Annotated in this window: 21 protein-coding genes; 8 read left to right on the top strand and 13 right to left on the bottom strand. The window is 62.6% G+C overall.

Annotated elements, in window-relative coordinates; all coding sequences use genetic code 11:
- The first annotated feature begins 40 nt into the window (after positions 1-40).
- From AC1DUR_RS02970 to AC1DUR_RS02955, 4 genes are all read left to right on the top strand, one after another.
- Positions 41-1,783: a DAHL domain-containing protein gene (locus AC1DUR_RS02970; RefSeq protein ID WP_477721152.1), complete on the top strand. Its 1,743-nt coding sequence runs from the start codon at positions 41-43 to the stop codon at positions 1,781-1,783.
- Positions 1,784-1,881: 98 nt separating this feature from the next.
- Positions 1,882-4,896, top strand: a complete 3,015-nt coding sequence (locus AC1DUR_RS02965; protein ID WP_477721151.1) for an ATP-binding protein — start codon at positions 1,882-1,884, stop codon at positions 4,894-4,896.
- Entirely contained in the window at positions 4,893-6,188 is a 1,296-nt protein-coding gene (locus tag AC1DUR_RS02960; protein WP_477721150.1) for a sensor histidine kinase, read from the top strand. Before AC1DUR_RS02965 ends, AC1DUR_RS02960 begins: the two co-directional genes overlap by 4 nt.
- Positions 6,185-8,584 (top strand): response regulator, encoded by a 2,400-nt coding sequence (locus AC1DUR_RS02955; protein ID WP_477721149.1) that lies wholly within the window; start codon positions 6,185-6,187, stop codon positions 8,582-8,584. Before AC1DUR_RS02960 ends, AC1DUR_RS02955 begins: the two co-directional genes overlap by 4 nt.
- A gap of 87 nt (positions 8,585-8,671) precedes the next feature.
- Here the strand turns inward: AC1DUR_RS02955 and gap are convergent, their stop codons facing one another.
- Positions 8,672-9,670, bottom strand: coding sequence for a type I glyceraldehyde-3-phosphate dehydrogenase (gene gap / locus AC1DUR_RS02950; protein ID WP_477721148.1), 999 nt, complete (start codon positions 9,668-9,670; stop codon positions 8,672-8,674).
- Positions 9,671-9,724: 54 nt separating this feature from the next.
- On the bottom strand, positions 9,725-11,782 hold the full coding sequence (tkt, locus tag AC1DUR_RS02945; RefSeq protein ID WP_477721147.1) for a transketolase: 2,058 nt from the start codon (positions 11,780-11,782) through the stop codon (positions 9,725-9,727).
- Positions 11,783-12,053: 271 nt separating this feature from the next.
- On the opposite strand from tkt, the gene murU reads away from it, so the two are divergent.
- The 4 genes from murU to AC1DUR_RS02925 all read left to right on the top strand — a co-directional run bounded on the left by murU (position 12,054) and on the right by AC1DUR_RS02925 (position 15,129).
- Complete coding sequence (gene murU, locus AC1DUR_RS02940) at positions 12,054-12,740, top strand: N-acetylmuramate alpha-1-phosphate uridylyltransferase MurU (RefSeq protein WP_477721146.1); 687 nt, start codon at positions 12,054-12,056, stop codon at positions 12,738-12,740.
- 41 nt (positions 12,741-12,781) lie between these two features.
- A complete protein-coding gene (locus tag AC1DUR_RS02935) occupies positions 12,782-14,203 on the top strand; it encodes an aminopeptidase P N-terminal domain-containing protein (protein WP_477716631.1) in 1,422 nt (473 codons plus the stop codon).
- Positions 14,204-14,235: 32 nt separating this feature from the next.
- The gene (locus AC1DUR_RS02930) at positions 14,236-14,673 is read left to right on the top strand and encodes a ribonuclease HI family protein (RefSeq protein ID WP_477721145.1); all 438 of its coding nucleotides are present in this window, start codon (positions 14,236-14,238) and stop codon (positions 14,671-14,673) included.
- Between the two features lie 267 nt (positions 14,674-14,940).
- Positions 14,941-15,129, top strand: coding sequence for a hypothetical protein (locus AC1DUR_RS02925; RefSeq protein WP_477721144.1), 189 nt, complete (start codon positions 14,941-14,943; stop codon positions 15,127-15,129).
- Positions 15,130-15,524: 395 nt separating this feature from the next.
- Here AC1DUR_RS02925 and AC1DUR_RS02920 read toward each other — a convergent pair whose 3' ends face one another.
- From AC1DUR_RS02920 to AC1DUR_RS02870, 11 genes are all read right to left on the bottom strand, one after another.
- Positions 15,525-15,923: a VOC family protein gene (locus AC1DUR_RS02920; protein WP_477721143.1), complete on the bottom strand. Its 399-nt coding sequence runs from the start codon at positions 15,921-15,923 to the stop codon at positions 15,525-15,527.
- Positions 15,924-16,114: 191 nt separating this feature from the next.
- Positions 16,115-16,519: a nuclear transport factor 2 family protein gene (locus AC1DUR_RS02915; RefSeq protein WP_477721142.1), complete on the bottom strand. Its 405-nt coding sequence runs from the start codon at positions 16,517-16,519 to the stop codon at positions 16,115-16,117.
- 43 nt (positions 16,520-16,562) lie between these two features.
- The gene (locus AC1DUR_RS02910; protein WP_477721141.1) at positions 16,563-16,955 is read right to left on the bottom strand and encodes a nuclear transport factor 2 family protein; all 393 of its coding nucleotides are present in this window, start codon (positions 16,953-16,955) and stop codon (positions 16,563-16,565) included.
- A 198-nt stretch (positions 16,956-17,153) separates the two neighbouring features.
- Positions 17,154-17,624 carry an anthrone oxygenase family protein gene (locus tag AC1DUR_RS02905; protein ID WP_477721140.1) on the bottom strand — a complete coding sequence of 157 codons (471 nt, stop codon included), beginning with the start codon at positions 17,622-17,624 and terminating at the stop codon, positions 17,154-17,156.
- A gap of 119 nt (positions 17,625-17,743) precedes the next feature.
- Complete coding sequence (locus tag AC1DUR_RS02900; RefSeq protein WP_477721139.1) at positions 17,744-18,112, bottom strand: bleomycin resistance protein; 369 nt, start codon at positions 18,110-18,112, stop codon at positions 17,744-17,746.
- Positions 18,113-18,369: 257 nt separating this feature from the next.
- The gene (locus AC1DUR_RS02895; RefSeq protein WP_477721138.1) at positions 18,370-19,806 is read right to left on the bottom strand and encodes an aldehyde dehydrogenase family protein; all 1,437 of its coding nucleotides are present in this window, start codon (positions 19,804-19,806) and stop codon (positions 18,370-18,372) included.
- 120 nt (positions 19,807-19,926) lie between these two features.
- On the bottom strand, positions 19,927-20,685 hold the full coding sequence (locus tag AC1DUR_RS02890; protein ID WP_477721137.1) for an SDR family oxidoreductase: 759 nt from the start codon (positions 20,683-20,685) through the stop codon (positions 19,927-19,929).
- On the bottom strand, positions 20,672-21,709 hold the full coding sequence (locus tag AC1DUR_RS02885; protein ID WP_477721136.1) for a 4-hydroxythreonine-4-phosphate dehydrogenase PdxA: 1,038 nt from the start codon (positions 21,707-21,709) through the stop codon (positions 20,672-20,674). The genes AC1DUR_RS02890 and AC1DUR_RS02885 overlap by 14 nt, the downstream gene beginning before the upstream one ends.
- Before the next feature lie 12 nt (positions 21,710-21,721).
- Positions 21,722-22,894, bottom strand: a complete 1,173-nt coding sequence (locus AC1DUR_RS02880) for a fumarylacetoacetate hydrolase family protein (protein ID WP_477721135.1) — start codon at positions 22,892-22,894, stop codon at positions 21,722-21,724.
- A complete protein-coding gene (locus tag AC1DUR_RS02875; RefSeq protein WP_477721134.1) occupies positions 22,878-23,870 on the bottom strand; it encodes a 2-hydroxyacid dehydrogenase in 993 nt (330 codons plus the stop codon). The genes AC1DUR_RS02880 and AC1DUR_RS02875 overlap by 17 nt, the downstream gene beginning before the upstream one ends.
- Before the next feature lie 23 nt (positions 23,871-23,893).
- Entirely contained in the window at positions 23,894-24,850 is a 957-nt protein-coding gene (locus tag AC1DUR_RS02870; protein ID WP_477716743.1) for a Bug family tripartite tricarboxylate transporter substrate binding protein, read from the bottom strand.
- Between the last annotated feature and the right edge of the window lie 60 nt (positions 24,851-24,910).

The raw sequence follows: 24,910 nt of genomic DNA, 5'->3' as shown, positions 1-24,910 counted from the left end.
ATTGACCTGGTTACCGATGGCGGCTGTGACCGCCATCCTGATGTCTGTTCTGGTTTTCCTCTATGAGAAAACGCAAAGCTTTGGTGGACCCGATTACTTTGAGAATGTCGTCCTGCTAAGGCATCTCAAGCAACTGGATGCCGAATGGGAATTGGACGTTCTGAAGTCCAAGGTCGGCATCAACACGCACTACGACCCGCTGGCTGGCTCCCTGGTTGAATTGAACCGGCTGCTGGAAAAACTCAAGGCGGACATGGAGACCCAGCAACACGCCGAAGCTGCTGCGCTGGAGAAGAACCGTGCGGCGCTGTTCCGCGTCATCCAGGAAAAAGCCGTCCTGATCGAACAGTTCAAATCGAACAACTCGGTGCTGCGTAACTCGCTGGTCTTCTTGCCCACTGCGGCGGCGGACGTCGAACAGGCGGTCGGGCAAACCAGCACAGGTGCACAGTCAGCCGCCAGGCTCGCCTTGATCAGCGTGAACAAGCTGCTGCTCGCCAGCCTGCTGTACAGCCAAAACGCATCGGATGACAAGGGTTCCGAAATCCAGGCTGAGTTGAGCCAGCTTGAAGCCGGTTTGCATAGCCTTCCACCGGATATCCGGGAGAGGCTGGATATTTTCGGCGTGCATGTCCGCACCATCCTGCGCGAGCAAAAGACCGTCAATCAGCTTCTCGGCCGTATTATTGCCGTGCCGACGGCAGCAATGATCGATGAGATCAACAACGCAATGACCGTTGAACACCAACACGCTGAAGTACAGCGCGACCAGCATCGTGCGTACCTGCTGATTTTCTCGGCGGTGCTGGTGGCGCTTCTCGTGTATGCGGCGATCCGCCTGGTGCGCAGTCACGCCGTGATCAAGCGCGTCAACGAGGAACTCCAGGATGCCAATGAAAATCTGGAGCTACGGGTTCAGGAACTGCACCAGACGCAGAGCGAACTGGTCGCCACGGCGCGCCAGGCCGGCATGGCGGAGATGGCCACCAACGTGCTGCACAACGTGGGCAACATCCTGAACAGCGTCAACGTCTCTGCCGATCTGGTCGGCAGCACGCTGCGCACCTCCCGGGCCCCGGGTTTGATGCGGGCCGTGCAATTGATGGACGCGCACGCGGCGGACCTGGGCAATTTCCTGACCCGTGACGACAAGGGCAAGCTGCTGCCCGGCTACCTGAGCGGGATTGCGCACGCCCTGGCGCAGGAGCAGCAAGACATGCTCAAGGAACTGGGGCACCTCACCCGCAGCATCGATCACATCAAGGACGTGGTGGCCACCCAGCAATCCTACGCCGGGGTGTCCAGCGTCATCGTGCCGGTCCAGATATGCGATCTGGCGGAGGATGCCCTGCGCATGAACGGCGGAGCACTCGCGCGCCATCAGGTGACCGTGGTCAAGGAGTTTGCAGAGGTACCGGTGGTTCGGCTCGACCGGGCGCGCGTGCTGCAGATCCTGGTGAACCTGATCAGCAACGCCAAGAACGCCATGGCGGGCATGACGGGTGGATCGCACCGGATCACGCTGCGTGTGGACGTCGCCGCCGGCTCCAGTTTGCGGGTATCCGTCAAGGATGAGGGCGAGGGCATCACGGAGGAGAACCTGACGCGGATCTTCGCGCACGGATTCACCACCCGCAAGGCAGGCCACGGCTTCGGGCTGCACAGCTGCGCGCTGGCGGCCCGGCAGATGGGCGGCGCCCTCACGGCCCACAGCGATGGCCCCGGCAAGGGCGCGACCTTCACGCTGGAACTCCCGATCAACGCCGCGCAGGCCGAGTCATGAAAGCGCAGCACCCGCCGGAGTCCCTCATCAGCCCCGCCCCTGCAGCCCGGAAAACGGGGCTCGCAGAGAAAGGCCGATTCTCGTGGCTTGACGCGTCCATGAGCGGATTTGGCATCAGAGCCAAAGTCGCCGCACTGACTGGTTTTTGCCTTGTGTTTGCCCTGATTGCCACGCTGGTTCTTCTGTCGTGGATGCAGGTGAATGTCAATCGCGACCGTGAGGTTCTTGCCTCGTACATGCGCTGGACGGACTTGGCGAGAGTCCAGCAGGTGAATTTCAAAAAACAGGTGCAGGAATGGAAAAACATCCTGTTAAGAGGCCATCGCCCGGAGGATTTCGAGAGCTACCGTCAATTGTTTTTGGAGCAGGAACGCCTGGTTCGGGAAAACGGGAAAGCCTTGACAGGCACGCTCATCCAACCCGCCCTCCGGGCCAGGGAGGACGAATTCCTGAAAGCGCATGAAGAACTTGGCCGTCGCTATCGAAACGCCCTGAGGGTCTTCGAGCAAAGCGGAAGAGTGGATTTTCAATCGGCGGATCGCCTGGTTCGCGGGATGGATCGCGCGCCGACCGACTTGATCGACGGGCTCGTGGCATCGATCGCCAACGACTTTGAGCAATACAAAACCTCCCATGCTGCCATCCTTCTCGATGAGCAGCGTTACGCGATATCGGTGGTCCTCAGCGTGTTCCTGGGACTCATGCTGGCGAGCCTTTGGGTTGCCAGGCGCATCACCAGGTCCGTTCATGACCTGACGCAGACGGTAGCCAGAGTTTCGGCCGAGAAAGACTATTCGCTCCGCGCGCAACGAAGCAGCCGCGATGAGCTCGGCCTGCTCACGGACGGGTTCAACGAAATGCTCGCCCAAATTCAACAAAAGAATGCCACTTTGCAGCAGTCCCACGACGATCTCGCGGAACGGGTCGCCGAGCGCGACCACGCCGAAGAAGCGTTGCTGGTGTCGCAGGCGCTCTATCACTCGCTGGTCGTACAGCTGCCAGTCGGGATTTTCCGCAAGGACGCCGCCGGCCGTTTCGTTTTCGTCAACCCCCGGTTTTGCGAGCTCAAACACATGCCGGCGGATCAGATTCTGGGCTGGACCGCGCTGGAGATTTCCACGCGCGAATCACAGAACGCGACCTGCATGTGGCTCCCTGAACTGGCTGTCCAGGGGACGATCCACCACGAGCAGATCATGCGAAGCGGGCAGCCGGTCGCACTGGAGGAAACCTACACTGACCCGAACGGCCAGCCGCAGCACTTGCAGATAGTGAAATCGGCGGTGTTTGGGCCTGACCAGGCCATCATTGGCAGTCAGGGCGTCCTGCTTGACATCACCGAGCGCATACGCACGGAGCGCGCCCTGCGTGAAAGCGAAGAACACTTTCGCTTTCTGAACGATCTGGCCGGAGCGACGCGCGCGCTGGCCGATCCGGAGCGGATCATGGCGGTGACGGCGCGCATGCTGGGCGAGCACCTGGGCGTCTCCCGCTGCGCCTACGCAGACGTGGAAAAGGACGGCGAACAGTTCGCCATCCTGCACGACTACACCGACGGCTGCACGAGCACCGTGGGCAATTACCAGCTTTCGCTCTTTGGTGCGCGGCCCGTGGCCAAGCTCCAAAGCGGGCAGACACTGGTCATTCGCAATGTGGAGGCGGAGCTTTTGCCGGGCGATGGGGCAGAGATGTTCAATGCCATCGGCATCCAGGCGATCATCACCTGCCCGCTGGTCAAGGATGGCATTCTTCGCGCCATGATGGCCGTGCACCAGACGACACCGCGCGACTGGACCCCGGGCGAAGTCGCCATCGTTCAGGAAGTCGTCGAACGTTGCTGGGCGACGATAGAGCGCAGGGCCGCGGAGGAAAGCCTTCGCCAGAGCGAAGCCCTGCTCCGTATTGCCGGCCACACCGCCCGGCTGGGCGGCTGGACCGTTGACCTGCCGGAAGCCCGCATCACCTGGTCGGATGAGATATGCGCCATCCACGACGTGGCACCCGGCACCGCGCCTGGACTTGAGCTGGCCTTGAGTTTCTACGCCCCGCAGTCGCGTGAACCCATCCAGAAAGCTTATGAGGCCTGCGTCCGGGAGGGCACGCCCTTCGATCTCGAAGCGGAACTCATCACCGCCAAAGGACGGCATGTCTGGGTTCGCGCCATCGGCGAGGCCGAACGCCATGCCGCCGGCACGATCACGCGGGTGCAAGGGGCGCTTCAGGACATCACCGCGCGCAGGCAGGCGGCGCTAGAGCTGGAGCAGGCCCACACTCAACTATTGGCTACATCCCTCAAGGCCGACATGGCGGAATTCGCCACCGGAATCCTGCACGACATCGGCAATGTGCTCAACAGCGCCAATATCGCGTCTTTTTGCGTGGCTGACAGCCTCAGAAAATCGAAGGCCGCCAATTTGTCCAAAGTGGTCGCGCTGCTGCGGGAGCACGAGAAGGATCTGGGCGACTTCTTTACCAACAGCCCCAAAGGCAGACAGCTGCCGGTTTACCTGGCGCAACTGGCCGGGCAACTGGCCGAAGAGCAAGCCGGCGCGCTCAAGGAACTGGCGCAACTGCAAAAGAACCTCGAACACATCAAGGAGGTTGTGGCGAGGCAACAGGACCTGGCCAGAACGCCCGGTGCGACGGAAGCCGTCAATGTGCCCGAGTTGGTGGAAGACGCCCTGCGGATGAACCTGAGCGGGGCGGCGCAGCACGACATTGAGGTCATCAGGGATTTCAAGGCCGTGCCACCTGTCAGGGTGGAAAAACACAAGGTACTGCAAATCCTGGTCAACCTGGTTCGCAACGCCAAACAATCCTGTGAAGTTTCAGGCCGCCAGGAGAAAAAGTTGGGCATCCATACGACCCGTGACAATGATCACGTTCGAATCGCGGTCAGTGACAACGGCGTGGGCATACCGCCCGAAAACCTGGCGCGAATCTTTTCCCACGGCTTCACCACCAAAAAGGACGGTCACGGCTTCGGGTTGCACAGCTGCGCACTGGCGGCCGCGGAGATGGGTGGCACCCTCACGACCCACAGCGACGGGATCGGCCGGGGCGCGACCTTCACACTGGAACTTCCGATCAACGCCGCGCAGGACCAGCCATGAACCCGCAACCGAATCGGCGCATTTTGCTGGTCGACGACATGCCCTCCATCCATGAGGACTTCCGCAAGATCCTCGTGGCCAGGCCGGCGGCGCACGATCTGGACGATGTCGAAACGGCCCTGTTTGGCCAGGCCACATCCCTGTCCGGTGAGGGCTTCGAACTGGACTCAGCCTACCAGGGGCAGGAAGGCGTGGCCAGGGTCCAAGCCTCCGTTCAGGCCGGCCGTCCCTATGCCATGGCCTTTGTGGACATGCGCATGCCCCCGGGCTGGGACGGCGTGGAGACGATCGAACGGCTCTGGCGCATCGACCCGCAGGTGCAGGTCGTGATCTGCACAGCCTACTCCGACTACCCCTGGGAGGAAGTGCTGACGCGGCTGGATGTGCAGGATCGCCTGCTCATCATCAAGAAGCCGTTCGACATGATCGAGGTCAGCCAGCTGGCCAGGATGCTGACCGCCAAATGGGAACTGGCACGCCAGGCGGCGTTGCAGATGAACAGCCTGGAAGAGGCCGTGCGGGAGCTCAGGGCAACCGAAGCAGCCCTGCGCCAATCCAACAGGGAGCTCGAGGCGTTTGCGTACGCCGTATCGCATGATCTGCGCACGCCGCTGAGCATCATGAATGCGTTCAGCAATCTGCTGGCCAAGGAACTGGACGGCCATGCCAGCGAGGCGGTGCTGCACTACCTGTCCAGAATTCAGGCCAATGCCGTGGTGGGGTCGCAACTGATCGAAGCCCTGTTGTCCCTGGCCCAGGCATCGCGTGCCGAGCTGCACATGGAGCCAGTCGATCTGAGCGCCATCTCGCGCGAGCTCCTCGGCGATTACCGCAGCGTTGTTCCGTCGCGCGAGGCGTCCATCACCGTCCAGGACGGTTTGTGGGTCCACGGCGACCGGCGCCTGATCCGGACCGCGATGCAGCACCTGCTGGACAATGCCTGGAAGTTCTCGTCCCTGCGGACCCATACCGAGATCGAGGTCGGCAGACTGGACGGCACCGACGGCGAGGCGGTGTTCTTTGTGCGAGACAACGGTTGCGGTTTCGACATGGCTTACGCCAGCAAGCTGTTCGGCACCTTCCAGCGGCTCCACGCGGTCCATGAGTTTCCCGGAACCGGCGCGGGACTGGTCACCGTGAGCCGGATTGTCGGCCGGCACGGCGGCCGGGTCTGGGCCGATTCCAAACCTGACGAAGGCGCCACGTTTTACTTCACGCTCCCTTCGGCCGCCCGGCAAGGCCCGCCCCGTGAAAGCCACATCGCACCACAAGAAAACAGGAACGCGCCATGACCACGCAGCAGAACCGGCACATTTTGCTGGTCGACGACATGCCCTCCATCCATGAGGACTTCCGCAAGATCCTCGCGGCCAAGTCGGGGGGGCGCGATCTGGACGAAGTCGAAGCAGCCCTGTTTGGCCCGCCCGCATCGCCGTCCGGTGAGGGCTTCGAACTGGACTCGGCCTACCAGGGGCTCGAAGGGGTGGCCAGGGTCGAAGCCTCCGTTCAGGCCGGCCATCCTTATGCCATGGCCTTTGTGGACATGCGCATGCCCCCGGGCCTGGATGGCGTGGAGACGATCGAGCGGCTCTGGCGCATCGACCCGCAGGTGCAGATCGTGATCTGCACCGCCTACTCCGACTACCCGTGGGAGGAAGTGCTGACGCGGCTGGACGCGCAGGACCGGCTGCTCATCATCAAGAAGCCGTTCGACATGATCGAGGTCAGCCAGCTGGCCAGGACGCTGACCACCAAATGGGAACTGGCGCGGCAGACGACGCTGCAGATGAGCGGCCTGGAGGAAGCCGCAGAGGAACGCGCCAAGGCGATGCGCGCCAGCGAATCGCAGTTGCGCCAGATCACGGACACCGTGCCGGCCTTGATTGCCTACGTCGACGCTGAACAGCGCTTTCAGTTTCACAACCTGGCCTATGAAGAAGGCTTTGGCCTGAAGCGCGATCAGATCCACGGCAAGACCATGCGCGAGATGATGGGTGATGCGCTGTACGAAAAAGAACGCAGCAAGATTGAAGAAGTCTTGTCGGGTTACGCGGTGCAGTATGACCGCGTGCAGAAAACTGCGGACGGCCAGCTGCGCGACTACGTCATGCAGTACTTTCCGCGCTATGGCGAAGACAAGGATGAAGGCAAGGTGGTGGGCTTTTTCTCGCTGGGCACCGATGTGACCGAACTCAGACGCATCGACCGCATGAAAAGTGAATTTGTCTCCACCGTCAGCCATGAGCTGCGCACGCCGCTGACCTCCATCCGCGGCTCACTGGGCCTGATGGCCGGTGGTGTTGCCGGAGAGCTGCCGGTCATGGCCAGGAACCTGGTCGGCATTGCCGCCAATAACTGCGAGCGCCTGATCAGGCTCATCAACGACATTCTTGACAGCGAAAAAATCGAGTCGGGCAAGATGCGCTTTGAGCTGCAGCAGGTGGAACTGCAGCCTCTGCTGGTGCAGGCCCTGGCGGCCAATGAAGGCTTTGCAGGCCAGCACAACGTCAAACTGGCCCTCGATGCCCCGACAGCCGCGGTGAGGGTCAACGTCGACAGCGACCGGCTCACCCAGGTCGTCACCAACCTGCTGTCCAATGCCGTGAAATTTTCACCGCCGGCGTCCTGCGTACATATCAGGCTGCTGTGCAGCGGCGGGCGGGTCCGGGTTGAAGTGGCCGACAGCGGCCCCGGCATCCCCGAAGAGTTTCGCAAACGCATCTTCCAGAAATTCTCGCAAGCCGACACCTCGGACACCCGGCAAAAGGGTGGCACGGGCCTGGGCCTGAGTATCTCGCGCGCCATCGTGGAGCAGATGGGCGGCAGCATGGGATTTACCACCAAGACCGGGATAGGGACCGTTTTTCACTTTGAGCTGCCCGAAGCGGTGCCGCTGCCGGTTGAAGACCGGGACAGTGCCGCGCCGCGGCCCCGTGTCCTGATTTGCGAAGACGACCCCGACATTGCCCGGCTGATCAACCTGATGCTTGAAAAGGGCGGCTTTGATTCGGACATCGTGCACAACGCCGCGCAAGCGCTGGAACAGGTGACGCGCTGGCCTTACGCCGCCATGACGGTCGATCTGAACCTGCCCGACCTGGACGGGATCTGCGTGATCCGTGCGCTGCGCCGCGAAAGCCGCACGCGGAACCTGCCCATTGTGGTGGTGTCGGCCAACGCCGAAGAAGGCGAACTCGAATTCAACACCCAGCCGCTGGCAGTGTCGACCTGGCTAGAAAAGCCTATCGACGAAAACCTGCTGATCCTGAGTTTGCGCCGCGCCATTGACAACATGGCTGAAGGCAAGCCGCGCATTCTGCACGTCGAGGACGACCTGGACATTCAGCGCATTGCCGCGGCCATTGCCCAGGACTTCGCAACCTTTGAATTCGCCTGTACCCTGCAGGAAGCGAGGGACCAGCTGGCCAGCCATCATTACGATCTGGTACTGCTTGACCTGACGCTCCAGGACGGTTCGGGCTGGGAGCTGTTAGACACCATCGAAGCGCTGGACCCCGCACCACCGGTCGTCGTGTTCTCTGCCAGCGATCTGAACATGACGGAAAGCCAGCGCGCAGAAGCGGTGCTGGTGAAAGCGAACACCTCCAACGCGGAGCTGATCCAGACCTTGCAGCGGGTGCTCGACGACAGCCTGTGGGGCACGTCCCATCCACCCCTGAGTACTTAGGGCCCGTGAATAATCTCGGATCGCCCAAACGCCCCCCATACAAAAAAAGCGCCCGAAGGCGCGTTTTTTGTGGAAAGTGAAAGCGAATTACTTCGCCACCACCCGCACCATCTCCAGGCACTTGTTCGAGTAGCCCCATTCGTTGTCATACCAGGCCACGACCTTGATGAAGGTGCCGTCGAGCGCAATGCTGGCGTCGGCGTCGAAGATCGACGTGCGGGCATCACCGCGGAAGTCGGTGGCCACCACCTTGTCTTCGGTGTAGCCGAGCACGCCCTTGAGCGCGCCTTCGCTTTGCGCTTTCATCTCGGCGCAGATTTCCTTCAGCGTAGCTTCCTTGCTCAGCTCGCAGGTCAGGTCGACCACCGAGACGTCGGAGGTGGGTACACGGAAGGACATGCCGGTGAGCTTTTTGTTGAGCTCGGGAATCACCACGCCCACGGCCTTGGCGGCACCGGTGGACGACGGGATGATGTTTTCCAGGATGCCGCGGCCGCCGCGCCAGTCCTTGTTGCTCGGGCCGTCCACGGTCTTCTGCGTGGCGGTGGCCGCGTGCACGGTGGTCATCAGGCCGCGCTTGATGCCCCATTTGTCGTTGAGCACCTTGGCGACGGGCGCCAGGCAGTTGGTGGTGCAGCTGGCATTGGAGATGACGGCTTCGCCCTTGTAGGTCTTGTCATTCACGCCGAAGACGAACATGGGGGTGTCGTCTTTCGAGGGGGCGGAAATGATGACCTTTTTGGCGCCGGCCGCCAGGTGCTTTTCAGCCGAGGCCTTGTCGAGAAAGAGGCCGGTGGATTCGATCACGACCTGCGCGCCGACGTCATTCCATTTCAGGTTTGCCGGATCGCGCTCCTGCGTGAGGCGGATTTTCTTGCCGTTGACGATCAGCGTGTTGCCGTCGACCGACACCTCGCCCTTGAAGCGGCCATGCACCGAGTCGTACTGCAGCATGTAAGCCAGGTACTCGGGCTCGAGCAAATCGTTGATGCCCACGATTTCAATGTCGCCGAAGCTCTGCACCGCCGAACGGAACACATTGCGGCCGATGCGGCCGAAACCATTGATGCCTACCTTGATCGTCATGCTCGTTTCTCCAGAAAAGTTAATATCAAAAACCAGTTCTTGCCGAATACCGATTTATTTCTTCAACACCTTGCGCACGGTGTCGGCCACGTTCTCGGGCGTGAAGCCAAAGTGCTTGAACAACGCCGCCGCGGGTGCCGACTCGCCGTAGGTGTCGATGCCGACCACGGCGGCGCAGCCGTATTTCCACCAGCCGTCGGTCACACCCATCTCGACCGCGATGCGCGGAATTCCGGCCGGCAGCACGGACGTCTTGTAAGCGGTGCTTTGCTTGTCAAAGGTGGTGGTGCTGGGCATGGAGACCACGCGAACCGCGATCTTTTTGGCGGCAAGCAGTTCCTGCGCCTTGAGCGCCAGCTGCACTTCGGAGCCGGTGGCGATGATGACGGCCTGGGCCTTCTTGTTCAGGCCCACTTCGGCGGGCTCGGCCAACACGTAAGCACCCTTGCTGATCTCGCCGAGGTCGTTCTTCGGCGCGTACGGCAGGTTCTGGCGGCTCAGCAACAAGGCGGTGGGCTTGTTGCTGTTTTGCAGCGCCACGGCCCAGGCCACGGCGGTTTCGGCCGTGTCGCCCGGACGCCAGACGTCGAGGTTGGGAATCAAACGCAGGCTGGCGGCATGCTCGATCGACTGGTGCGTCGGGCCGTCTTCGCCCAGGCCGATGGAGTCGTGCGTGAACACATGCACCACGCGCAGCTTCATCAGCGCGGCCATGCGGATGGCGTTGCGGCTGTAGTCGCTGAAGGTCAGGAAGGTGCCGCCGTAAGGGATGTAGCCACCATGCAGCGCAACGCCGTTCATGATGGCGGCCATGCCGAATTCGCGCACGCCGTAGTTGATGTGACGGCCGCCGACCTGGCTGCCATTGGCCGCTTCGGTCTGCACCACGTCGCCATTCAGGTCAAAGCGCAGGCTGGGCGTTGACTTGGTGTTGGTGAGGTTGGAGCCGGTCAGGTCGGCCGAGCCGCCCAGCATCTCGGGCAGGCCGGCGGTGAAGGACTCCAGCGCAATCTGCGAGGCCTTGCGCGACGCCACGGTTTCGGCCCGGGTGTGCGCACCAATCACCGTATCGACGGCCAGCTGCGAAAACCGTTTGGGCAGTTCGCCCTTCATGCGGCGTGTGAATTCCGCGGCCAGTTCCGGATAGGCGGCCTTGTAAGCGGCAAATTTCACATCCCAGGCAGTCTCTGCAGCCAGGCCGGCGGCCTTGGCGTCCCAGGCGTCATAGCTTTCCTTGGGAACTTCGAACGGGGTGTGCGGCCAGTTCAGTTCGTCGCGCGTGAGCTTGATTTCTTCGGCGCCCAGCGGCTCGCCATGGGCCTTGGCGGTGTTGGCGCGGTTGGGGCTGCCTTTGCCGATGTGGGTTTTGCAGACGATCAGCGTGGGCTTGTCGGTGCTCTTTTTCGCCTCGGCAATCGCGGTTGACACGGCTTCCGCGTCGTGCCCGTCGAGGGGGCCGATCACGTTCCAGCCGTAGGCGGCGAAGCGCAGCGGCGTGTTGTCGATAAACCAGGGGGTGACCGGGCCGTCAATCGAAATGCCGTTGTCGTCGTACAGGGCAATCAGCTTGCCCAGCTTCCAGGCGCCGGCGAGGGCGGCGGCTTCGTGGCTGATGCCTTCCATCAGGCAGCCATCGCCCATGAAAACATAGGTGTTGTGGTCGACCACGCTGTGGCCGTCACGGTTGAACTCCTTGGCGAGCAGCTTTTCGGCCAGCGCCATGCCCACGGCATTGGTCAGGCCCTGGCCCAGCGGGCCGGTGGTGGTTTCCACACCGGGGGTGTAGCCGTGCTCGGGGTGGCCGGGGGTTTTGCTGTGCAGCTGGCGGAAGTTCTTCAGCTCACTCATCGGCAGCTTGTAGCCGGTCAGGTGCAGCAGCGCATAGAGCAGCATGGAGCCGTGGCCGTTGGACAGCACGAAGCGGTCGCGGTCAAACCACTGCGGATTGTGCGGGCTGTGCTTGAGGTGGCGGCCCCACAAGGCAACGGCGATATCGGCCATGCCCATGGGCGCGCCAGGGTGGCCGGAGTTGGCCTGCTGCACGGCATCCATGGCCAGCGCACGAATGGAATTGGCCATGAGGGATGGGGAGGTGTCAGCCAGTGCAGTCATTGACGTAAGGTCCAGGGTAGGTGAAGGTCGCGCCCGGCAACTGGCTGGATATCAGGGGAAAACCAACCAGCGCGGGAAAACCCGTGATTTTACGGGATGTGCCCGGTCGGCAGGCCGGGCGACCGGGCGCGCCCCCGGGCCCCGGCCGTGTTTCAGCGTCGGGCGGGAGCCATGGCAATGCCAGCAGCTATCAAATCCATAGCTCGTCGTGCCCGCATAAAGCTGGCTGCAGCCCGGTTTTCTGCTTAAAAAGGCCATAATCGCAGCCTGTATGACCACCCAAGCCCTGATTCTGGCCGCCGGTCGCGGTGAACGCATGCGCCCGCTGACCGACACCTGCCCCAAGCCCTTGCTCACTGTGCAGGGCAAACCACTGATCGTCTGGCATCTTGAGGACCTGGCACGCGCAGGGGTGACCGACGTGGTGATCAACACCGCCTGGCTGGAGGAGCAGCTTCCCGCCGCGCTCGGCGATGGCCGCGCATGGGGCCTGCGCATCCGCTACTCGCACGAAGGCGCGCGCTTTGGCGGCGCGCTGGAAACCGCCGGCGGCATTGCCACCGCCCTGCCGCTGCTGGCCGATGCGCCGTTCTGGCTGATGGCGGGCGATGTCTACACGCCCGGGTTTGAATTTTCGCCCGCCGCTGCCACACGGTTCGCCGCGTCTGATTCACTGGCCCATATTTACCTGGTGCCGAATCCGCCGCACCACCCCCAGGGCGACTTCGGCCTCTCGGCCGACGGCCTGGCGCTGGACGAGGCCGCGGAAAAGTTCACCTACAGCACCTTGGGCCTGTACCGCCCGGCGCTTTTCAACCACACGCCGGCCGGGCAGAAGGCCGCACTGGCGCCGCTGCTGCGCCAGGCCATGCGGCGCGGCCTCGTCTCGGCGGCGCTATATTCAGGCCCATGGACCGACGTGGGAACGCCCGAGCGCCTCACCGAACTCAACGCGTAACTCCACGAGCCCAACCAACCCCGCCGACCGGCAACACCACCATGACCACAAGCATTTACCAGAAGCGCCGCGCCACCATTGCCCGCGCCCTCAAAGCGGCCGGCGGCGGCATCGCCCTGCTGCCCACCGCGCCCGAAGTGCCGCGCAACCGCGACAGCGACTTCCCGTATCGCCACGACAGCTACTTTTATTACCTGACCGGCTTCAGCGAGCCCGACAGCTGGCTGGTGATTGAAGCCAGCGGCCAGACGACGAAGACCACGCTGTTTTGCCGGCCCAAGGACCTGGAACGCGAGATCTGGGACGGCATTCGCCTGGGCCCCAAGGCCGCGCCGGCCGGCCTGGGGGTGGATGCCGCCTTCAGCGTCGAGACACTGGACGAGAAAATGCCGGCGCTGCTGGCCAACCAGAAGGCCGTGTGGTTTCCGTTTGCCACGCACAAGGGCCTGGAAAGCCAGGTCGATGGCTGGCTGAACAGCGTGCGCGCGCGCGTGCGCTTTGGCGCCGAATGCCCGCAAAGCCAGCACGACCTGTGCAAGCTGCTCGATGAAATGCGGCTGATGAAAGACAGCCACGAGATTGCCATTTTGCGACGCGCCGGCAAGATCTCCGCCGCTGCCCATGTGCGCGCCATGCAAACCTCGGCGGCCATGCTGCGCAATGGTGCAAACGGTGGAATCAAGGGCGGCCTGCCCAATGGGTTAAGGGAGTACCACCTGGAAGCCGAACTGCTGCACGAGTTCCGCCGCCAGGGCTCGCAGTTCCCGGCCTACGGCAGCATCGTCGCAGCCGGCGCCAACGCCTGCATACTGCACTACCGCGCGGGCGACACCGAGCTCAAGCCCGGCCAGTTGTGCCTGATCGATGCCGGCTGCGAACTCGACGGTTACGCCAGCGACATCACGCGCACCTTCCCGGCCGATGGCAAGTTCACCCCGGCCCAGCGCACGCTCTATGACATCGTGCAGGCCGCCCAGGAGGCGGCGGTGCAGGTCACCAGACCGGGCAAGCGCTTTCTGGACCCGCACGAAGCGGCCACACGGGTGCTGGTCGAAGGCATGCTGGACACCGGCCTGCTGCCCAAAGCCAAGCACGGCAAGGTCGACGACGTGCTGGAGTCGGGCGCCTACCGCCAGTTCTACATGCACCGCACCGGCCACTGGATGGGCATGGACGTGCACGACTGCGGCGACTACACCGAACCTTCGGCCAAGCCACGCGAAGAAAAAGACGCGCTGGGCCAGACCGTGATGCGCAAGCCCTCGCGCATCCTGAAGCCCGGCATGGTGCTGACGATCGAGCCGGGCATTTACGTGCGCCCCGCCAAGGGCGTGCCCAAGGAGTTCTGGAACATCGGCATCCGCATTGAAGACGACGCGCTGGTCACCGCCAAAGGCTGCGAGCTGATGACGCGCGGCGTGCCGGTCAAGGCCGATGAGATTGAGGCCTTGATGCGTGGGTGAAGGCCGGCTACGGCCAACAACGAACCTTGCACATGAACCCCTGGGTTGTCTACTGTGACGGCAGCGCCGTGCCCAACCCCGGTCGTATCGGCCTTGGCGCAGTGTTTACCGAGCCTGATGGCACGCGCCACACGCTTTCGCAAGCGGCGCATGAGAACGGCTGCAACAATGAAGCGGAGCTAAGGGCTCTGCTGGCAACGCTTCGGGAACTGAAATTGCGTGGTGCGGACATACTTCTCATACACTGCGACAACAGCGTCGTTGTCGAACAGGTCGGCGGCGGCACAGCAAAGCCGATAGCCCGGCTGGCCTCCTTGTTTGATGAAGCGCGAGCATTGCTCCATTCGTTCGCCCAGGCAGACCTGGTGTGGATACCGCGCCATCGCAACAGCGAAGCTGATGCGCTCGCTCGTGCTGCATTAGGGATTGCTGAAAAGCGCGTTGTCAAAATAGCCAGGAAGCGGCGTTAGTTGCAGACGAGCTGAGGCTGCAGCCGGCCAGCACCGGTAGTAGCCCGCTGTCTGCTTTCGAGCTTCGAATCAAACTTGAATTTAAATGACGGCAAGCAACCGTTCATTAGCGATTAGGGCTTAGGCTGGGTTAGTTGCAACCCGTCGTTCCAGCTTATCCAGTCGGATAAACTGGATTCCCAGAATATCCGACGATCTACATCACCTTAGACGCCTCTCAACCCGTCGCCGCGCGTCTCGTCCGTACATTCACAGAGAGAACGGAAAATGAACAAGCCTTTCACCCTTGTCGCAGTCGTCGTCTTTTCGCTGGTCTCCGTGCTGCAGTTGCTTCGGCTTCTACTGGGCTGGGACATAACGATCAACGGAATAGCGATTCCGCTCTGGGCGAGCGGGGTCGCCGTTGTAGTGGCCGCGGGTCTCGCAGTGATGGTATGGCGGGAGCGGCGCTCGTGATCCGAAGGCAAGGCTGCAAGCGTGGGCAAGAACTTTTCGTTGTGAAGCGCTTCCGCCCACTACCGCCCTCAGCGCGGAGTTGCATCGCCAGTAAGTTTGCAGGTGGCGCCGCTTGTCCGTCCGGGGCAGCAGCCGAGGCAGCCGTCAAGGCCTCTGTAGCGCACAACTCGCAGGCGTCTAACCATTCGTATATGGACTCACAACGGTGAGGCACGAATGTTCGTTTCGTCAAGGTCAGCGGCGCTATTGTGTGCCGCTCACGTCAAACTTCAGGCGTCGCGAATACACTCCGCGATCACCGAACGCCGTCCCGCTCCGCATCGTCACCAGAGGCCCTCCTTCGTGGCTACTTCCGAAGGACGCTAGGCTACAGTCCAAAGTCCTCCGTACTCACGCTACTTCGCAGAGTTAGACGCAGGCTCAAAGAGCTCCACCAGATTGCCAGACGGATCCTCAATCAGAATCTGCCGACCGCCTGGGCCAGCGACGATGTCGTTGCGGAACTCAACTCCGGCTTTTCTCAGGACTTCCACATCGCCCTCAAGGTTGCTGCTTTGTACGATTATCCGATTCCACCCACCCGGCTCAGGGCGGCGGCCGTCGGGCATCGGTTGCGATCCCCCGCCTGGTCCTCGAGGTGGACTCAACACGAGCTGCAAATTCTCCCGCGCGAGAATCGCGAAATATGGACCCGATTGGGCAGAGACGCGAAACCCCAAATGATTGGTGTAGAAGGCAATTGCTTCGTCGACATCGTTCACGATGTAGCGAACCATTAGCGCGTTCAGTTTCATGCTGAAATTCCTTTCTCTGGCAAGGTGTCAGTAACAAGCCAACAAGGTGACAATATTTATGCCTTCGAGTTGTCGGTCAAGGCCAAGGCATGTTGTGAAACTCAAACCGCCTAACCCCTCGTCATGGGACGTCCGCAAGCGAGCCGCCCCTTACCTGGAACGTTAGGTCCCGAGTCTGACTCTGGATACTTCTAGTGTCGGCCGAACGGGTCTCCGGCGAGAGACTCCGTATGAACGACGCATTCCCATTCGCCGTTGCGCTTCACCCACACGCTCGAGTCGAATGCCTCCAGTTCAACCGGTTTGCCCTCAACCGTCAGCTGCTCTTTGACTTTATAGGCAACGGCGACGACGTCCTTCCTGACATGGCGAACGTGCACATCTTCGAACGAAAATGCATTGAGTTCATATCCTGCGGTCTGCAGCATCTTCGCAAGCGCTCTTTTGTCGAGCTCGCCTATGCCTTGCGCGCCCACGACCACGCAAGGGTCGCTGCTCAGGGAAGTTGCTGTTTTTGCGTCCTTATTCTTGATCGCATTCCAGTATTGCCGCTCCAAGCCCATCAGTTCCTTTGCTACAAGTTCATTGCTTTCCATAGCTCGCTCCTTAACACCACCCTGCGATGGATCAATATGTGCATCACCCTCCACTTTCCACGGGTGTTTCGGTATGCATGACGCACCTCCAGCTACCGTCTTTTCGAGTCCATACGGAAGAATCCGCCATCTCTTGCTTCACTTCCTGCGTTTGACCTCGTTGCGCAAGCGCTTGCTTTACGTGATATGTCAAAACAGCCGTTTCCTCAGTGGGAAACACTACATTCATGTCGCTGAGCTCGAATGACTTGATCACCATGCTGCCCTGCTCGGCCATTCGTCTGTAACCCGCATGGTCAAACTGCATGGTGCCATGTGAGCTAACCATGAGTGCGGGCTCGTCAAGCATAGAGAGGGCAGTATCGGTGTCTTCGTCAACCATCGATTGCCAGAACCTGTTCTCCAAATCCATCAGTTCTCTGCTAGCAGTCTGCATGTCGTACTCCTTCACCGTATCGAAAAATTTCAATATGCGCCTCAGTAGCATCGCTGTGCATGGGACAAGGCGGCAGACAGGTGTAAGGCTGCTCCTACGGCGAGGTGCGAGGGCCTAACCCATCCATTAAGTGGACGCGCTAAAGTGCGCCCCTTATGTCAAACGTTGGGCGTCATTGGCGACACGCTGCAGAGCGATTCAGGCTGCCAACGAGGCGGCGCTGCACGCAGCCGACGCCAGCGACGCCACGGTTCGGACGTGATTCCAGCTTGACCATTCGCGCACATAGGCTGGCCAGTACTCCGTGGCCTGCGATGAGTCGCTGTTGAGACGGGCGAGCCGTTCGTTCATGGGGACGTTGAACCTCATGGTGACGAAGAAGGAGCCCACAACGTAGAGGATGCCCGCAGCAAGCAGCAGTGGCGACCGTGGTGCAGCCCAAGGGAAGAACGTTGCGACGGACAAACCGCCCGCCAGGAGCGCTGAACCCACAAACACGCCCAGGAAGACCGGATTGAGCACGACTTTGTTGATTCGCTGCATGGCAGCGACACCTTGGCTCGCTGGTAGCTGAGCAAGCGCCTTCATGATGAACGAGGAGAAGGCAAAGAACACGCCCCCAACAGTTCCGGCGCCGATGCATGAAACAAGGACAAGCGTTGCGAACATGAACAGAATGTACCGGAGGCGGCGGGCTCTATGGCGTCCAATGCGGGAGATGACCGGACCACAACATACGCCGCGAAGCGGCCTCCTGCCGTTGTGGGTCCGTGTCCATATATGACATGCTAGACGTCGGTGTTTTCATAGAACGTGACCAGGTTTCCGTCAGGGTCGAGGATAGCGAACTCTTTGCTTCCCCATGGCTTGGTCTCGAGCGGAGCCTTTGGGTGAACAATGTCATGTTCTTCGCACTGGTGGTAAAGGCGTTCGATCGATCGCACTTGTACCCTGCAACTCGTGGCTTGCGCTATGTGCGGTTCTGTGCAGGCCCAGAAGTGAATCTGGACCGGGCCGTTGGCAACGATGCCATAGACGCCCTGAGCCACATGAACCTTCGTGAAGCCCAGCTTGCCAGCGAAGAACTCCGCACTTCGCCCGATATCAAGTGATGCGAGGACGGGAACTGCGGCAAGGTACTCAGCGGGTGCGCTCATGAGGGGCCTGACGAATGAACGGGGCCTTTCCCGTCCCGAGCTAGCCACGCAGTTGCGGCAAACGGCAACTCAGTGCCACGATGGGAAGTACAAAGTCTCATCCTCTCATCCTCTCATCCTCTCATCCTCTCATCCACTCATCCACTCACTCGAAAGGGAAAGTCCATGGCTACCTATTGTCACCGTTGGAATCGATCTCGCCAAGAACGTCTTTGCCGTGCATGGCGTGGCTGCTACAGGCAGCGTCCTGTCGCCGCTCAGGCCAGCGTATAAGCCGTCTTCACCGTGGTGAAGAACTCCTGCGCATAACGGCCCTGCTCGCGCGGCCCGTAGCTGGAACCCTTGCGGCCGCCGAAGGGCACGTGGTAGTCGACCCCGGCGGTGGGCAGGTTGACCATCACCATGCCGGCCTGGCTGTGGCGCTTGAAGTGCGTCGCGTATTTCAGGCTGGTGGTGGCAATGCCGGCGGACAGGCCAAACGGCGTGTCGTTGGCTGTTGCCAGCGCCTCTTCATAGTCCCTGACCTGGATGACGCTGGCCACCGGCCCGAAGATCTCTTCGCGGTTGATGCGCATGGAGGCCACGCTTTCGCTGAACAGCGCCGGTGCCATGTAAAAGCCGTCCAGGGCCAGCTTCAGGCGTTGGCCGCCGGCCGCCAGCAGCGCGCCCTCGGCTTTGCCGATGTCCACATAACTCAGGTCCTGCTCGAGCTGGCTCTGGCTGGACACGGGGCCGATGTCGATGCCGGCCTCCAGCGCATCACCCACCTTGAGCGTGGCCATGCGCTTTTTCATGGCGTCAATGAACTTCGGGTAAATGCCTTCGGTGACGATCAGCCGGCTGGACGCGGTGCAGCGCTGGCCGGTGGAGAAGAAGGCGCTTTGCACGCTCAGCTCGACCGCGGTCTGGAGGTCGGCGTCGTCGAGCACGACTTGCGGGTTCTTGCCGCCCATTTCGAGCTGCACCTTCTTGAGGCTTTGGGCGCAGGCTTGCGCGATGCGGGCACCGACACCCTGGCTGCCCGTGAAACTGATGGCGTCGATGCCGGGGTGATTCACCAGCGCGTCGCCGATGACGCTGCCGCGGCCCATGACGAGGTTGAACACACCGGCCGGAACGCCCGAGCGGCTGATGATGTCGGCCAGTGCCCAGGCGCAGCCGGGCACAAGGTCGGCGGGTTTGAAGACCACGCAATTGCCGTGAGCCAGGGCCGGGGCGATTTTCCAGGCGGGGATGGCCAGCGGAAAGTTCCACGGCGTGATCAGGCCGACCACGCCGACGGGCTCGCGGGTGATGTCCACGCCGATGCCGGGGCGCACCGACGGCAGGGTTTCGCCGCCCAGGCGCAGGCATTCGCCGGCGAAAAATTTGAAGATGTTGCCGGCGCGTGCGGCTTCGCCCATGCCCTCGGCGCGGGTCTTGCCTTCTTCACGCGCCAACAAGGTGCCAAGCTCCTCCTTGCGCGCCAGTATCTCGTTGCCGATCTTGTCCAGGGCATCGGCCCTGGCCTGGATGCCTGACACCGACCAGGCGACAAAGGCGCTGCGAGCCGCCTGCACGGCTTCGTCCACCTGCGCGGCGTCGCCCTGGGTGTAGTGACCGATCACGTCGGCCAGGTTCGAGGGGTTGAGGTTGGGCGAGTAGCTGTTGCCGGCTACCCATTGGCCATTGATGAGGTTGTTGTGTTGCGTCATGTTTTTTTCAGAAAGTGTTATTCCATTTCTAATTCGATGCGAGATTAGGCGCACCACCGCAGACAGTGCTGTAACGGCCAAGGTGTGGCAACGACATATCGTATTGAAGTAGAAATGGGATTAGCCGCGGCCGATAAAGGGCATGGTGGTCGCCATCACGGTCAGAAAGGGCACGTTGGCATCGAGCGGTAGGCTGGCCATGTAAGCGACGGCGCTGCCGACATGCCGGGCGTCCATGGTCGGTTCCACGGCCAGCGATCCGTCGGCCTGCAGCACGCCGGTTTTCATGCGTTCGGTCCGGTCGGTGGCCGCATTGCCCACGTCGATCTGCCCGCAGGCGATGTTGAAGCGGCACCCTTCGAGCGAGGCGACCTTGGTCAGCCCGCTGACCGCGTGTTTGGCGGCGGCATAAGCAGCGGCATGCGGGCGCGGGCTGGTCGCGGCGATCGAGCCATTGTTGATGATGCGGCCACCAGCGGGGGTCTGCGCCTTCATGATGCGAAAGGCTTCCTGCGTGCAGAGAAACACGCCGCTCAGGTTGATGCCGATGGCCTTGTTCCAGTCCTCGTAGCTCAGCTCTTCGAGCGGCACCGCCGGCGACGAAATGCCGGCGTTGTTGACCAGCAGGTCCAGCCGGCCAAAGGCCTCGAGCGCACAGGCGAACAGCGCCTTGACCGAGACCGGATCGCTGACGTCTGCCGTCACCACCAGCGACTTTGCGCCGCTCGCTGCGCCTTCTTGCGCCACCCTGTCCAGCGGCTCCCGGCGCCGACCGGCCAGTACCACCGAAAAGCCGCTTTGCATGAGTGCCAGCGCCACCTGCTTGCCGATGCCGGTGCCGGCGCCCGTCACCAGCGCAATTTTTTCAGGCGAGGGCATGGCGGGCTTCCTGTTCACGACGGGCGAGGGCCATGCGGCAGGCCAGCTGAAAAGCCTGCAGCATCGCGCCTGGATTGGCGACACCCCGGCCCGCAATGTCAAACGCCGTGCCATGCGCCGGTGTCAGGATGGGAAACGGCAGGCCGCCCTGCACGGTGATGCCGCGCCAGAAGCCCATGAGTTTCATGGCGATCTGGCCCTGGTCGTGGTACATGGTGACCACGGCGTCGTACTGGCGCTGCTCGCCCTGCACTTTCAGGAAAATCGTGTCTGCCGCGAACGGGCCTTCAACCGGGATGCCGCGCGCCCGCGCCGCTTCCACCGCCGGACCGATGATGTCGATCTCTTCCCGGCCGAACGAGCCGTTGTCGCCGTTGTGCGGGTTCAGGCCGCAGACCGCGATGCGCGGGTGGGCCATGCCGCTGCGCAGCAGTTCACGGTGGATCAATTCAATGCCCCGTGTCACGCCGTCGTGCGTGATCTGGTCCGCCACCTCGCGGTGCGCAATGTGAGAGGTGACGCGCGAAGTCCACAGGCCATCGAGCACATTGAACTCGCACACCGGCCCGTCGAAACCGAGCTGCTCAACGAACCAGTGCAACTCGTCGCTGGTGTGCATGCCGGCCTGGTGCAGCGAGTGTTTGTTCAGTGGCGCGAACAGGATGGCATCAGCCTGCCCATGCCAGGTGGCGTGCAGCGCCATGGACAGCGTGTCCAGGCAGTAGCGACCGCCCTTGGCGCTGGATACACCGCGTTCAAATTCGCCTTCAGTCTCTCCGCGGTAATCCACCAGCACCGGTTTGCCGTGCGAGAAGTCGGCCTCGTTCATCGAAGCCGCCTGCACATAGGGCGTGCGGCAACCCGCCACCGCCATGCCGCGCTCCAGTTCGGCCCGGTCGGCGATCAGCAGCAGCTCCGCCGACTGCGCGGTGGCCGGGTCGACCAGCAGCCGGGCGACCAGCTCGGGCCCGATGCCGGCCGGGTCGCCCAGCACCATAGCGATACGAGGTTTGCGTGGGTTCATGAATTCCTTTGCTTAGCGGCTGGGCAGCAGGCCGCGCGCCACCAGGTTGGTGAAAAAAGCCTGCAACCCGAAGGTCCACGGTGCGATGCGATCACTCAGGTTGACGGTGTTGACCAAGCGGCCGAGCTTGGGGCTGGAGATGCTGACCACGTCGCCCACCTGGTGGGTGAAACCACTGCCCGCCGCGCCGCGGTCCTGCGTGGGCGCGAACATGGTGCCCAGAAAGAGCATGAAGCCGTCGGGGTACTGGTGGTGGGCGCCCACGGTCTGGCGCACCAGGTCCAGCGGGTCGCGGCTGATCTGCGACATCGAGCTCTCGCCGCGCAGCACAAAGCCGTCGGGGCCCTGCACGTCGAGGCTCACGGTGCAGCGCCGCACGTCGTCGAGCGAAAAACTGGCGTCGAACAGGCGGATGAACGGGCCGATAGCGCAGGAGGCATTGTTGTCCTTGGCCTTGCCGAGCAGCAGGGCGCTGCGGCCCTCGAAGTCGCGCAGGTTGACGTCATTGCCCAGCGTCGCGCCCTGGACTTCGCCGCGGCTGTTGACGGCCAGCACCACTTCCGGCTCGGGATTGTTCCAGGCCGAACCGGGATGGAGGCCGATCTCGGCCCCGGTGCCCACGGCAGACAACACCGGCCCCTTGGTAAACACTTCGGCGTCGGGGCCGATGCCGACCTCGAGGTATTGCGACCACAGCCCTTGCCGCACCAGCAGTTCCTTGAGCTGCTCCGCCTTGGCCGAACCGGGCACTATGCTGGCCAGCGAGCCGCCCAGCAGCTCCAGCACCCGGCCACGAATCACCTCGGCCTGGCTGGCATCGCCCTTGGCCTGCTCTTCGATCACGCGTTCCACCAGGCTGGAGGCAAAGGTGACCCCTGCCGCCTTGATGACCTGCAGGTCGCAGGGCGCCAAAAAGTAAGGCGCCTCGACGTTTGTCCGCTGGCTGTTCTGGAACAGGCTGTCGGCGCTGCCGATGTAGCGGCCCGGCGTGGCGCGCACCCGCGCGGCCGGGTCGGCCGACTCGAGCAGGCCGCTCATGGTGGGCACGGCCTGCGACAGGTCAAAGACGCCACCCTCGCGCAGGGCCACGACGCTCGGGCCGGCGGGCTGGCCCGCGCCCTGGCCCGGAATCCAGGCGCGGCCGACCAGCGTCCCGGTCATCTTGTCTTCAGGCAACCACTCCATTAAGCACCTCCGGATTCACAGGGTTTGTCGGTCCGTCACCGCAGAAAAAACCGATCAGGTTGTCTGCGGCCAGGTTGGCCATGGCCAGGCGCGTCGGTCCGGTCGCGCTGCCGATGTGCGGCGTCAGCACGACGTTGGGCACCTCGAGCAGGCCCGGGTGAACCGCCGGCTCGCCCTCATACACGTCCAGGCCGGCAGCGGCGATGCGCTTGTCGCGCAGCGCCTGGGCCAGTGCCGCGTCATCCACGATGCCGCCGCGTGCAATGTTGACCAGCGTCGCGGTCGGTTTCATCAGCGCCAGCTCGGCCGCGCCGATGGCGTGGTGCAAAGCCTTGGAGTACGGCAGCACCAGCACCAGGTGGTCGGCAGTGCGCAGCAACTCGTCCTTGCTGACATAGCGGGCGCCGGTTTCGCGCTCGACGCTGTCCCCGAGCCGGGAGCGGTTGTGGTAAATCACCTGCATGCCGAAGCCGAAGTGGCCGCGGCGGGCCAGGGCCTGGCCGATGCGGCCCATGCCCAGGATGCCCAGTGTCGAGCCGTGAACGTCGGAGCCGACCAGCGTGTTGTATTGCCAACGGCTCCACTGCCCGGCGCGCAGGTAGCGCTCGCCTTCCGGCACCCGCCGCGCCGCGGCCAGCAGCAGGGCGAAGCCGAAATCAGCCGTGGTGTCAGTCAGCACACCGGGCGCGTTGGTGCCGACCACGCCGTGCGCGGTCATGGCCTCGACATCAAAGTTGTTGAAACCCACCGACATGTTGGCGCAGATGCGCAGGTCCGGGCAGGCCTGCAGCAGCTCGGCATCGATGCGCTCGCTGCCGGTGGCAAAGAGCGCCTGCCGGCCTTGCAGCGCTTCAATCAACTGCGCGGGAGACCAGGGCTCATCCGCCTGGTTGGCCCGCACCTCGAAGTGCGGCTCAAGGCGGGCAATCACCTCGGGCGCGATCGCCCGGCAGACCAGAAGGGAGGGCTTGCTCATGCCTTTGACCTTTGATCTTTGACCTACTGCTTCAGGCCGAGCTTGTTGATCAGGCCTTTGTAGAAGGCGTGATCACGAGCCATCACCGCGCCAAAGGCTTCGCCGTCCGCGTAGGCATAACCCATGTTCTGGCGGTCCAGCGCGTCACGCAGGCTTTGTTCGGTCACGATCTTCGCGGTCGCTGCGCGCAGCACATTGACAACTTCGGGCGGCGTGCCTTTGGTCACGGCCAGGCCGCGCCAGGTGCCGATGGAAATGTCGATGTTGCGTTCCTTGAGCGTCGGCACTTTTTCGAAGCCCTTGATGCGCTGCTCGGACATCACGGCCAGCGTTTTCAGCTTGCCCGTCGAGGTGTAGGCATAGACTTCCGCCGCGCTCACCGTGATGGCCTCGATGTGACCGCCCAGCAGGGACAGCGCGGCCGGTGCCGCGCCGGCAAACGGAATGTGGTTGAACTTCACCCCGGTCTTGTCTTCCACGGCCGCGGCGGCAAGATGCCAGGTCGAGCCGTTGCCACCGTTGCCCACGCGGAAGTCGCCCTGTTTCGCAGCCGCCAGGAATTCCTCGACGGTGTTCCACGGTGCATCAGCGCGCACCGTGATCGCTGCCGGGTCGTAGTTCAGGCGGGCGATGGGGATGAAATCCTCATAGGTGATTTTGGTCAGGCCCATGTTGGGCTGGGTCATCAGGTCGGTCGCCAGCAGGGCGACCTTGTAGCCCTCCGGCTTGCCATTGATGACGTCGGCCCAGCCAATCGCGCCGCTGGCGCCGGGCTTGTTGACCACGATCAGGTTCTGCGGCAGGTGCTTGACCGACGCCAGCGCGAAGGCCCGGCCCAGCACGTCGGTGCCGCCGCCGGCCGGGTAGGGCACGATCAGCTCAATCGGCCGGTTCGGGTAGGCGGCCTGGGCCAGCACGGCGGCAGGCAGGGCCAGGGTGCACAGCAGGCCGGCCAGGATGCGGGAAGCAAATGTTTTCATGGTCTTCATGGTTGTCTCTCTTTGTGGGCAGGAATAGGGATGTCGTGATGATTTGAAGGA

This window comes from Polaromonas sp. P4_F4 (assembly GCF_056401355.1).
This window is presented reverse-complemented; position numbering and strand designations above follow the sequence as displayed.